General features: G+C 63.0%; 10 protein-coding genes. 3 read left to right on the plus strand and 7 right to left on the minus strand.

All coding sequences use genetic code 11. The features are described 5' to 3' along the window. Positions 1-66 precede the first annotated feature (66 nt). The gene (locus SB753_RS05295; protein WP_087751054.1) at positions 67-1,626 is read right to left on the minus strand and encodes a GGDEF domain-containing protein; all 1,560 of its coding nucleotides are present in this window, start codon (positions 1,624-1,626) and stop codon (positions 67-69) included. Positions 1,627-1,728: 102 nt separating this feature from the next. Further along, the gene (locus SB753_RS05300; RefSeq protein WP_131318308.1) at positions 1,729-2,610 is read right to left on the minus strand and encodes a CHAD domain-containing protein; all 882 of its coding nucleotides are present in this window, start codon (positions 2,608-2,610) and stop codon (positions 1,729-1,731) included. 217 nt (positions 2,611-2,827) lie between these two features. Here SB753_RS05300 and SB753_RS05305 point away from each other — a divergent pair, with 217 nt between their 5' ends. Then, entirely contained in the window at positions 2,828-4,414 is a 1,587-nt protein-coding gene (locus tag SB753_RS05305; RefSeq protein WP_087751038.1) for an inorganic phosphate transporter, read from the plus strand. Positions 4,415-4,532: 118 nt separating this feature from the next. On the opposite strand, the gene ppk2 is transcribed toward SB753_RS05305, so the two are convergent. Together ppk2 and SB753_RS05315 are read right to left on the minus strand one after the other, a co-directional pair. Next, positions 4,533-5,459 carry a polyphosphate kinase 2 gene (ppk2, locus tag SB753_RS05310; RefSeq protein WP_410799331.1) on the minus strand — a complete coding sequence of 309 codons (927 nt, stop codon included), beginning with the start codon at positions 5,457-5,459 and terminating at the stop codon, positions 4,533-4,535. A gap of 139 nt (positions 5,460-5,598) precedes the next feature. Further along, a complete protein-coding gene (locus SB753_RS05315) occupies positions 5,599-6,033 on the minus strand; it encodes a VOC family protein (protein ID WP_088174187.1) in 435 nt (144 codons plus the stop codon). Between the two features lie 212 nt (positions 6,034-6,245). Here SB753_RS05315 and SB753_RS05320 point away from each other — a divergent pair, with 212 nt between their 5' ends. Further along, entirely contained in the window at positions 6,246-7,286 is a 1,041-nt protein-coding gene (locus tag SB753_RS05320; protein WP_410799333.1) for a S1C family serine protease, read from the plus strand. 99 nt (positions 7,287-7,385) lie between these two features. Here the strand turns inward: SB753_RS05320 and ggt are convergent, their stop codons facing one another. Both ggt and SB753_RS05330 read right to left on the minus strand, forming a co-directional pair. After that, complete coding sequence (gene ggt, locus SB753_RS05325; RefSeq protein ID WP_020066638.1) at positions 7,386-9,119, minus strand: gamma-glutamyltransferase; 1,734 nt, start codon at positions 9,117-9,119, stop codon at positions 7,386-7,388. Positions 9,120-9,263: 144 nt separating this feature from the next. Then, on the minus strand, positions 9,264-10,667 hold the full coding sequence (locus tag SB753_RS05330; protein ID WP_410799335.1) for an MFS transporter: 1,404 nt from the start codon (positions 10,665-10,667) through the stop codon (positions 9,264-9,266). Between SB753_RS05330 and SB753_RS05335 the strand changes: the two genes are divergently transcribed. Next, a complete protein-coding gene (locus SB753_RS05335; protein WP_164701831.1) occupies positions 10,609-10,800 on the plus strand; it encodes a hypothetical protein in 192 nt (63 codons plus the stop codon). The two genes, SB753_RS05330 and SB753_RS05335, sit on opposite strands and share 59 nt — an antisense overlap. 22 nt (positions 10,801-10,822) lie before the next feature. Here the strand turns inward: SB753_RS05335 and SB753_RS05340 are convergent, their stop codons facing one another. Next, positions 10,823-11,587, minus strand: coding sequence for an NTP transferase domain-containing protein (locus tag SB753_RS05340; RefSeq protein WP_020066640.1), 765 nt, complete (start codon positions 11,585-11,587; stop codon positions 10,823-10,825). Positions 11,588-11,596: the final 9 nt, after the last annotated feature.

The following is an 11,596-nucleotide window of genomic DNA, read 5'->3' on the forward strand; positions in this document are numbered from 1 at the left end:
GTGCTGGCTGCGCCGTTCAGGTTAACCTCGCCTCTTGTGCATCAAGCTAGTCAATAGCAGCGCGTGCTAAGTCATCGAACGCATGGGCGACTGCGCGGCAGAGACGCGATTGCGGCCCGCCGCTTTTGCCACGTAAAGCTGCCGGTCGGCCGCGGCGAGCAGGTCGAATGCGTTTGCGCCTTGCGCGGGCACGCAGGTCGCGCAACCGACGCTCACCGTGACCGCCACTGTGTCGTCGCCGCCTTGAAGAATGTCTTGCGCCTGCACTCTTCGGCGAATCTTTTCGGCGACCGTGAGTGCTCCGTCGGCCGACGTGTCCGGCAGTATCACGGCAAACTCCTCACCGCCATAGCGCGCGACCACGTCGACTGAACGGCGCACCGCGGTCGATATGCATTCGGCCACCGCGCTCAGTGCCTCATCGCCGCTTGCATGCCCGTGTGTGTCGTTGAAGTGCTTGAAATGATCGATGTCGATAAAGAGTGCCGACAGCGGCTGGCCCGTGCGCCGTGCGCGACGCCACTCTTCGTCGAGCCGGTTATCGAGCACACGGCGGTTGCTAAGCCCGGTTAGCGGATCTGTAGCGGCGAGGCGCGTCAGCGCAGCCTGCGCGCGCAACTTGCCGCGCAGCGCAAACGCCAGCAGCCACGACACCGCCACGAAGACTGCGCCGAACGCGAGCGTCAATGCGCCGCTAATCGTCGCGCGACGACGCCACGGCGCCAGCACGTCGTCGACGGCGGGCGCAACAACCGCAATCAGCGAGGTGCCCGGCACGTGCGCGTAGGTGAACATGCGCTCGACACCGTCGACCGCGGACGGCGCAACATAGGAACCGGCGTTGTGCGCGGCCATGCGGACGAAGCTCGGGGACCTTGCAATGCTCGCGCCGATATCTTGCGGCGAGTACGGCTTGCGCGCGATGAGCGTGCCGTCGTCCATCGCGATGAATACCGAGCCCTGCTTGCCAATGTTGATTCGTTCGAGCAGGCGCTGGAAGTACTCGATGCGAATCGCAAGCAACGCCACGCCGGCAAAGTTGCCATTGGCGTCGTTGATCCGCCGTGTGAGCCCGATCGACAACTTGCCGTCGCGCAAGCGCGAGCGGAACGGATGCGACAGATAAAGACCCGCGGCCGCGTTGCGCCGATGGACCATGAAATAGTCGCGGTCAGTAAAGCGGGCGTCCCGGTTGACATCGCCGCTTTGCGAAGCGATCACCTCGCCCTGCGGGCCCAGGATATACGCGCCGCCGAGATACGCGGCCGTCGTAGCACGGTCGAACAGCACTGCTCGCTGCGCGTCGGGAGGCAACCCGGCGCCCAGGTGACGCTGCGCGCCATCAGCCATTGCCTGCAACGAGAGGTTATAGATTTCGACGTTCCTCTCCAGATCGCTGGAGATGATCGACACAAGGTTCTGCGACGTTTCGCGCGCATGGTCGAGCGCGTCAGTGCGGCCGCTAAGGAGCGTCAGCAACGTGAGCGCCGCCATCGCCACCGCGACCAGCGTACCGGCCACACCCGCCAATACCGGACGATTGCCCACATAACGCGCGACGCTGCCTGCTCCATGCCGGAAGGTCCTGCGCCAGCGTCGCCCCTGCAAATGCGCTCGATTTGCCACCTGCGCGTTGCCTCCATTGCAGGCGGGCCGCATGAGCGTGCGGGCCGCCATTCGAAATTATGCGCGGGTGCATTGCCTGCCGCGTGTCAGGCCGCGTTCGCGCTATAGCTTGCGCAACAGTCCTGCCGCCGAACGCATGCGGCGTTTGCGCTCCTTGTGCAACCACTGCAGCACGGCGTCGGTGTCGCCCGATCCGGCAAACAAGGCCGCATTGTCGCGCAGCAACATTTCGCTCGCGACAATATCGTTTAGCGTTCCGAAACGTTTTTGCACCTGCTTGAGCCGCTTGAGCGTGCGCTTGTGGCTCCCGCTCAATACCGGCTGAAAAAATTCGAGCAGATAGCGAAGCTTCTTGCCGGCTTTCCTGACGTCGTGAAAAGCGGCGTAATTAGAAGGTTTTGCGCGGCGCGCGCGCCTCGCGCGCTTGAACAACGAACGCTCCGACGCTGCCACCCGTTTCCCCGCGAACTTGCTCAGCGGAACGCGTTCGTGCGTCGTGTTGATTTCCGTCGATGCGCTCGTCAAAGCCTCGCGCAGCAGATGCTTGACGTCCGCGTTCGACAGCGTTTCGCGGCTCGTCGCAAGCGCATCGCCGCGCGCCTGCTCCAGCTTCGGCGCGAGGCTGCGTGCACCGCTATCTTCCTGGCCGAGCAGTTCGATCAGGATGTCCCAGTCGCGGGTTTTTCCGGCCGCAGTGGCCAGATACTTGTACAGCGCGCGCTGCCGCGTGTTTTCGCCCTTCTCGAGGAGCGGCGCGAAGGCCCACCACAACGACCGCAAGCGGCGGAGCGAAACCCGCAGCTTGTGCAGCGCTTCCGGCGATGGATCTTCACGTACTGCAGTCGCGAACGCTATCGCGTCGTTCACGAGCGGGGCCGCATACGACGCGAACGCCGCGTGCGCGGTGGGCTCTTGCACAACCGGATCGGCGACCGACGCGCCTTCGTCCGCCTTGCGGCTTTCCTTGCGACTGTCGCGCGTCATCGAATTTCCCCCGAAAGGTGTACCCCGCATCCTCAGCGTAGCAAAAACGATTCCTGTGCGCTATGCAGAGCTGGCTTCGGGCCGTGAGGCAAGGCGCCGCCCGCCAAATGTCGGTGGATGCCCGCTCATATGCGTCCGCCGATGCAGATGTCATCGTACAGACACATATGCCCCGCAGGATCGGCAATTCACCGACATTCCTCCAGGGGCACACCTCATGCCGGAACTTTCGTACCCGCAACCCAGCGCGGCCAGTGGCAAGGGGCGCAATCTCGGTCTCGTGATCTTCCTCGCCGTAATCGTAGCCGGCGTGGGCTATTGCGGTGTGCAGCTCGCGGGCGATCTCCAACCCGTGCGAGAGGGTTCCATCCTGCCGTATCTGCTGCTCGGCGTCGCCCTGCTGATCGCACTTGGATTCGAATTCGTCAACGGCTTTCACGACACCGCGAACGCCGTGGCCACCGTAATCTACACGCATTCCCTTGCACCGAATCTCGCGGTCGTGTGGTCCGGCGCCTGGAATTTCCTGGGCGTGCTGACCTCGAGCGGCGCGGTCGCGTTCGGCATCCTGCAACTGCTGCCGGTCGAGCTGATCCTGCAAGTGGGCAGCAGCGCGGGCTTTGCGATGGTGTTCGCGCTGCTGATCGCGGCAATCATCTGGAATCTCGGGACCTGGTATTTCGGCTTGCCGTCGTCGAGCTCGCATACGCTGATCGGCTCGATCATAGGCGTCGGCCTGATGAATCAGTTGATGCACGGCGTGAACGGCACGAGTGGCGTGGACTGGACCCAGGCGCTTGGCGTGGGCAAGTCGTTGCTGTTCTCGCCGCTGATAGGTTTCCTCGCAGCCGGACTGCTGCTGATGATCCTGAAAGCCGTCGTGCGCATTCCCGCGCTGTATGCCGAACCGAAGGGCAAAGAGCCGCCGCCGTTCTGGATTCGCAGTCTGCTGATCCTCACCTGCACCGGCGTTTCGTTTGCGCACGGTTCGAACGACGGCCAGAAAGGCATGGGCCTCATCATGCTGATCCTGATCGGCACGGTGCCGACGGCGTATGCGCTGAACAAGGCGGTGACGCCAGCTCAGACGCAGACGTTCGTCGCGGTCGCGGAGCAAACGTCGGGCGCCCTCGCGCGCTACACGAACGGCGCGCCGCCTTCCGCCAATCCGCGCGCCGATGTCGAAGCGTATGTGCGCACGCATCAACTGACGCCCGCGACGGTGCCCGCCTTGAAGCAACTCACGGATATCATCGCGCACCAGGTCGGCACATCCGGTTCGATGGCGGCTGTTCCGCAAGGCATCGTCGACAACGTGCGCAACAACATGTACGTGGCGTCGGAGGCGATTCGGCTGATGGACAAGGCGAAGCAACCCGCCTTTGCGCCGGAAGACGCCAAGGCGATCAACAACTTCAAGGGGCAAACCGATCACGCCACCAAGTTCATCCCGACGTGGGTGAAGGTCGCTGTGGCTATCGCGCTGGGCCTGGGCACGATGGTCGGCTGGAAGCGGATCGTGGTGACCGTCGGCGAAAAGATCGGCAAGCAACACCTGACGTATGGACAGGGCGCGTCGGCCGAACTGGTTGCGATGATGACGATCGGCGCGGCCGACATGTACGGCCTGCCCGTGTCCACGACTCACGTGCTGTCTTCGGGCGTGGCCGGCACAATGGCAGCCAACGGCTCGGGCTTGCAATGGGCGACCGTGCGCAGCCTCGTGCTCGCGTGGGTGCTGACCCTGCCCGCCTCTATCGCGCTCGCGGCCGGCTTGTACTGGGTTTTCCGCGCCGTGTTTTAAGCAGTCCGTTCGCGGTCGTTCATGCATCTGCATGCATGGACCGGCATAACGAAAAAAGCGCGGCATATGCCGCGCTTTTTCGTTTCTTCTACTTCAGATATCGGCCCGGTCGAACCGCTCAATACACCTCGGGCACGATCATCGAAGCCGGCACGGGCTGACGGCTGTACTCGTCGTGATAAACACGCGCCGGCAATTCGACACGCGGATGCTCGATCTCGTGATACGGCACCTGGCTCAGCAGATGGTGAATGCAGTTCAGGCGCGCCCGCTTCTTGTCCACTGCCTGCACGACCCACCACGGCGCCTCGGGAATATGCGAGCGTTGCAGCATCACCTCTTTCGCGAGCGTATAAGCCTCCCAGCGACGCCGGCTTTCCAGGTCCATTGGGCTGAGCTTCCACTGCTTCAGCGGATCGTGGATGCGGTTCTGGAAGCGGATTTCCTGCTCTTCGTCGGTGATGGAGAACCAGTATTTGACGATCTGCACGCCGCTGCGCACGAGCATCTTCTCGAACTCGGGCACCGAGCGAAAGAACTCTTCGTATTCTTCGTCGGTGCAAAAATTCATTACGCGCTCGACGCCCGCGCGGTTGTACCAGCTGCGATCGAACAGCACCATCTCGCCGCCGGCGGGCAGCTGCGACACGTAGCGCTGGAAATACCATTGCGTGCGCTCGCGGTTATTCGGTGCGGGCAATGCCGCAACGCGGCATACGCGCGGATTGAGCCGCTGCGTGATGCGCTTGATCGCGCCACCCTTGCCCGCAGCATCGCGCCCTTCGAAAATCACCACGAGACGATGCCCCGTCTGCACGATCCAGTCCTGCAATTTGACCAGTTCGCCCTGCAAGCGGAACAGTTCGCGAAAATACATCTTGCGTGCTTCGCGGTGCTCAAGCGTGAAGCTCTCCGCACCGTCGAGGATGCGGTCGTCGACCTCCATCTCGAGTTCCTCGTCGTACGCGTCGATGAGGTCTTCCTCGAAACGGCGTTGCCGCTCCACGAGCCACTCAGCTTCAGGTCTCGGATCCTGCTCTTTCATTGCGGCTCTCCTGGCGACGAAAATGATCAGGCGCGCGGCGGCAAAAGCGACGCGGGCGCGCCCGATTATCGGTGCGTCCGGTGTCAGCCGTGTTACCGCAGCCTGTTAATGATAGCGAGTTTCACGCCGACGCCGCCCGCTAGCGCAACGGTTTTGCGAAGCTGAGCTCGTGGCCGTCCGGATCGGAGATGTGAAAATAGCGCTCGCCCCACGGCGCATCGGCGGGCTCGAGCGAGGGCTTGAATCCGGCTGCCAGCGCCTTGCGATAGATCGCATCGACGTCCGAGACATAGACGATCACGCGGCCCCACCAGTTGACCGGCGCACGCGAATCGGCGATCAGGTTCAGATACGTGCCGCCAAACGCGAACGACGTAAATTCGGCTTGCCCGCCGCCAAATTTGAGTGGGAAACCGAGGGCTTCGTAGAAGCGCACCGCTTCACGCATGTCGGCGGTGGCGAGCGTGATAGCGCTGAGCGACTCGATCCGCGGTTCGGCCGGTTCGGCCCCGGACGATGAAGCTGACGAAGCCGAAGCATCGGTCTCGCCGGATGGATGAGCGGGCAGGTTCATGACGGCGGTCTCCTTGGCGTGCGGTCGCGGACGGCTCGCGGTGGCATCACAGTGTCTCACACGCCGAAAGCTCGCTCGACGTCGGCGATGGCCGCCCACGCCAGATTCCGGTCGATCTCTGCCCAGGAGAGCCACGCGGGCGCAGCCGGATTCGCACTTGAAAAGCTCAGCCGCGCCCCGCATCTGCAATTCCGTTTATCCGGAGCATCGCCATGGGAAGCCGTCCACGCTTCATCGATGACCTGTCGCGCGCCGCATCCGACGCCCCCGGGCCAAACCACCTCAATTCTCTATCCGACGACGCCCTGCTCGACGCCTATTCGCGCACCGTCATTGGCGCGCTGGAACGCGTGCAGCAGGCCGTCGCCTTCATTTCCGTCGAACGTCGGCTGGCGGGCACCGCCACGCGCGAACGCGGCGCGCGCGGCGGCACGGGCTCAGGCTTCATCTTCACGCCCGACGGCTACCTGCTGACCAATAGCCACGTCGTGCATGGCGCGACGCACATCCAGGTCACGCTCGCCGACGGCTCCAGGTTCGACGCCGATCTGGTCGGCGACGACCCCGGCAGCGATCTGGCCGTGCTGCGAATCGGCTCGCCCGAGCCGCTGCCGCATGTGGAACTCGGCGACTCGTCGAAGCTGCGCGTCGGGCAGATCGCCATTGCGGTCGGCAATCCGCTCGGCCTCGCGCAAACGGTGACGACGGGTGTCGTATCGGCGCTCGGCCGCTCGCTGCGCTCCAATTCCGGCCGCATGATTTACGACGTGATTCAGACCGACGCCGCGCTCAATCCCGGCAATTCCGGTGGCCCGCTCATCAATTCGGCAGGCCAGGTGATCGGTGTGAACACCGCGATCATTCCCGGCGCGCAGGCCATCTGCTTCGCCACCGCAATCGACACGGCGAAGTGGGTCATCATGCAGATTTTCGCGCATGGCCGCGTTCGGCGAGCTTATATCGGCGTGGCGGGAACGACGACGCCGATATCGCGCCGCGTACAGCACTACTTCGGTTTGAGCGCGCAAAGCGCCGTGCATGTGATGGAAATCGTGAAAGGCAGCCCTGCCGCGGCGGGCGGTCTGCGCACCGACGACACCATCGTCGCAATCGACTCGCTGCCGGTGCAGGACGTGGATGCGCTGCAACGCACACTCGACGCTTCGCGGATCGACAAGCCCGTCAACGTGACGGTGCTGCGGGGTGCGCAGCGGCTCGAACTGACGCTGACACCGGTGGAACAGGCAAGCTGATCGCGCATAAAAAAACCTCGGGCTCTTTCGAGCGCGAGGTCTTGTGTTCGTGAACGGCGCATCGCGATCGACACGCCGTCCACACCGTTCGAAAAACACTTACTGAATGATCCGCGTGACGCCACGGCCGCGAGGGTCGGCTGCGGGCTCCGGCGTGTCGTCATTGATCTTGATGGCCTGAATGTCACCGTTGAAGTTCTGGGCCTTCAGCGTATAGCCCTTTGCTTCGACCTGCTTGGCGAGTTCACCGTCGATCGGCTGGTACGGCTCCCAGAAAATCGTATTCGGCGGCAACAACTGGTGATGGAAACGCATCGCGCCGACCGCTGCCGGCAACGGCATGTTGAAGTCGTAGATGTTGTTGATCACCTGGAAGATCGACGTGAAGATGCGCGAGCCGCCCGGCGTGCCGATGACGAGCGAGACTTTGCCGTCTTTCGTGAGAATCGTCGGGCTCATGGACGACAGCGGGCGCTTTTTGGGCTCGATCGAATTCGCGTCGCTGCCCACCACGCCGAACATGTTGGCCACGCCCGGCTTCGCGGAGAAGTCGTCCATCTCGTCGTTCAGCACGATGCCCGTGCGATCCGCGACCACGCCCGAACCGAAGTAACCGTTCACCGTGTAGGTGTTGGACACTGCGTTACCCCACTTGTCGACCACCGAGAAATGCGTGGTTTCCGCTTTCTCCGGCATCGACGTGCCGAGTCCGGGCTGCACGCTCTTCGTGTCGGACGGGGTTTCCGGGTTGACCTCAGAGGCGCGCTTCGCGAGGTACGCGTCGTCGGTCAATTGCGCGACGGGCACCTTGTAGAAGTCGGGGTCACCGAGATATTGCGCGCGGTCGGCGAACACGCGCTTTTCAATTTCCGCAATCAGATGGATGTATTGCGGCGAGTTGAGCGGGACGTCCTTGAAGTCGGCTTCGCGGTCGGCCTTCATCTTCAACAATTGCACGAGGCCGATGCCGCCCGAGCTGGGAGGCGGTGCGGTGTACACGCGGTAGCCTTTCCAGTCCGCCTGGATCGGCTGGCGCCACACGGCTTTGTACTGCTGCAGATCCGCCTTCGTAATGAGGCCGTGGCCGCGCATGGATTCCGCGATCAGGTCGGCGGTTTTGCCCGAGTAGAAGTCTTTCGCGCCCTGGTCCGATATGCGCTGCAAAACGGCGGCAAGATCGGGTTGCTTGAAGTTGACGCCTTGCTTCAGGTTGCCGAAGTAGGTGTCGAAGTTCGTCTTGCCGGCGAATTCTTTCGCTGCCGCGTCGCGACGCTCCTGCAGTTGCTCGCTGACCGTGAAGCCGTCGCGTGCATAGTGGATGGCCGGTGCGAGTACCTGTTTCCATTTCAGCTTGCCGAAGCGGCGCTGCGCCTGCCACATGCCGTCGACGGTACCGGGCACGCCCACGGCACGGTAGCCGTACAGGCTCATGCCCTTGATGACCTCGCCCTTGTCGTCGAGATACATGTTCTTCGTCGCCGCGAGCGGCGCGCGCTCGCGATAGTCGAGGAAGTACGGCTTACCGCCCACGTACAGCGTCATGAAACCGCCGCCGCCGATGTTGCCCGCTTCCGGATAAGTCACGGCAAGCGTGAAGGCGATGGCGACCGCGGCGTCGACGGCGTTGCCGCCTTCCTTGAAGATCTGTTCGGCGGCGTCGGCGCTGTACTCGTCGGCAACCGCGATTGCGGACGCGGTCAGGACAGCCGGCTGGGCTTTCGCGGGCGGCTTCGCGACTGCCGGCGTGGCCTCGAGAAATCCAACCGAAACAGACAGCAGTGCGGCCAGCGCGAATCCGCTAGCAGACGATTTGGCGTTGCGGAACAACTTCATTGATATCCCCCAAGACGACTGTTTCACCAGACGATAACTTCCGTTCCCTTGGGGCTTATAACATGTGAACAGGCTCTTTGCGAAGCAGCGGTAGCCCGTAGGAACACTGCTGCGGCACACAAAAACGTAAGTCGCGTGTCTGCGTCAAGCCGTGCCGCGGCGGCCACGGGCGATTTCGTCGCCGGCGTCGTGCGGCAAGCGTGCCGTGATCGGAATGGACAGAAATGAGAACAGGCCGACTACGACAAACGCCGGCCAGAAGTCCGAGAACACGATGCTCGAATGACCCTGCACGTTGTGCGAAATCTGCAGCACGATGCCTGCGATCGTCACGCCCAACCCAAGTGAAAGCTGCTGGATCACGCTTGCGACGCTCGTCGCGCGGCCCACGTCGCGGCTCGGAATATCGGCGTAGGCCAACGTGTTCAACGACGTGAACTGTAGCGACGGAAAGAAGCCGCCGACCAGCACGACGCACCAGATCAACCAGTGCGGCGTGCCGGGAAAGAACAGTCCGTATATCGCGATGGCAATGCCCGCGCAGCCTGCGTTGACCATCAGCACCGTGCGAAAACCAAAGCGTCCGAGTATGCGCGAGGTCGCCGCCTTCATGAAGATCGAACCGAATGCGGACGCGCACGTGATCGAACCCGACAGAAACGGAGTCATGCCGAGGCCTTCCTGCAACGCGAGCGGCAACAGGAACGGCACGGCGCCGAGACCGATGCGAAAGAGCGAGCCGCCCGCCACGCTTGCGTGAAAACTCGGAATACGCAAAAGGCGCAGATCGAGCACCGGCAACTCGACGCGATTCGCGTACAGCACGTAACCCACCAGCAACACGACGCCCACTGCACACATGCCGATCGATACGATGTTCGGCACCAGTTCGCCGCCCACCAGCGAAAGCCCCAGCATGAACAGCGACGCGCCGCTCGCGGACAACAGGAAGCCGGTCCAGTCGAGCCGGCCTGGATGCGCTTCGCGCACATTGGCGATGTGCTTGTTGGCGAGCCAGATGCCGAGCAGACCAATCGGAATATTGACGAAGAAAATCAGGCGCCAATGCAGATACGTGGTGATGAAGCCTCCGAGCGGCGGCCCGACCACAGGCCCGAGCAGCGCGGGCACCGTCAGATAATTGACCGCGCGTATGAAGTCCGATTTCGGCACCGAACGGAAGATGATGATGCGCCCAACCGGCACCATCATCGCGCCGCCAATGCCTTGCACAAAGCGGGCGGCCACGAACATGCCGAGCGAGGTGGACGCCGCGCACATCAGCGAGCCTGCCATGAAGATGCCGATGGCCGTGCGAAACACCGTGCGCGAACCGAAGCGGTCCGCAACCCAGCCGCAGATCGGAATGAAGACGCCGAGGCCGATCACATACGCGGTGACAGCCAGCTTGAGGGTGATGGGGTCCTGACCGAGATCGCGCGCCAGAACGGGCAGCGACGTCACGATGACCGTGCCGTCCACGTTTTCCATGAACATCGCACATGCGACGATCAGCGGAACAATGAAAGCGCCTAAAGCGAAAGGCATTGGCAGGGCGACGGTTGGCAAGGCCGTCGATATAAAGCGTCGATTATGGCATTGCAGCGGCAATGAAGGTTGCGATGCGCGCTGGATAGCCCTTGAACGACAAAAAGCCGGCATTGAGCCGGCTTTTTGCTGAGTGTCTCGCCGTCAAGCGGATATCAACGCGACGCGCTGACGAGCGGCTGCAACTGCGGCAAGATCTCCGTGGTCGCACGGGCGACGTCGTTCGGGAAGTCGATTTCGATCCACGGCGCGCCGGTGACGTCGGCCGTGTCGAACACCTGGCTGCGCTCCAGCAGCAGGTCGCGCACAGCTTCTTCGTGCGGCAGATTCGCCCGGCCGCTGTCGATATAGCCCGCCACGATCTGCGCAAAGCGCTCGGCCGTTTCCTGACGGAAGCGGAAAAAGCCGACCGACTCGCCGATGGTGTCGTACTCAAGATTGACCGCCAGCTGCTTGCGCAACTCGACCGGCACGCCGTCTTTCAGGCACAGCTTCACGGGCTCGTCGCCGGCTTCGAAATCGCGGTCGATCAATAGACGGTTGACCGTCTCGCCCGCGACCAGCGCGCTCAGGATGCGCTCGTCGTACAGCACGTCGGCGTCCATCAGCAGCACGTCGCCGCCGCGCGTCAGCGCCTCGGCCACCGTGTGCACCGTCAACACGCTGCCCAGGTCGTACCGCGTGTTCAGCACCGTTTCAACTTCGTGCGGCCAGTTGATGCGCGCCAGTTCCGCCTGCACCGACTCGGGCTGGAAACCGAGCGCCAGCACGACTTCTGTTACGCCGGCAGTTTCGAGCATCTGCAGATGCCGTTCGAGCAGGCTCATACCGTCGAACTGCAACAAGCACTTCGGGAACTGGGCTTCCGGCGGTTGCTGGAGACGCAGGCCGAGGCCCGCAGCGAGGATGATGGCACGCATGCGCGGTCC

Origin of the sequence: Paraburkholderia sp. SIMBA_053 (genome assembly GCF_046534895.1) — a bacterium.
GTDB classification, from domain to species: domain Bacteria; phylum Pseudomonadota; class Gammaproteobacteria; order Burkholderiales; family Burkholderiaceae; genus Paraburkholderia; species Paraburkholderia caledonica.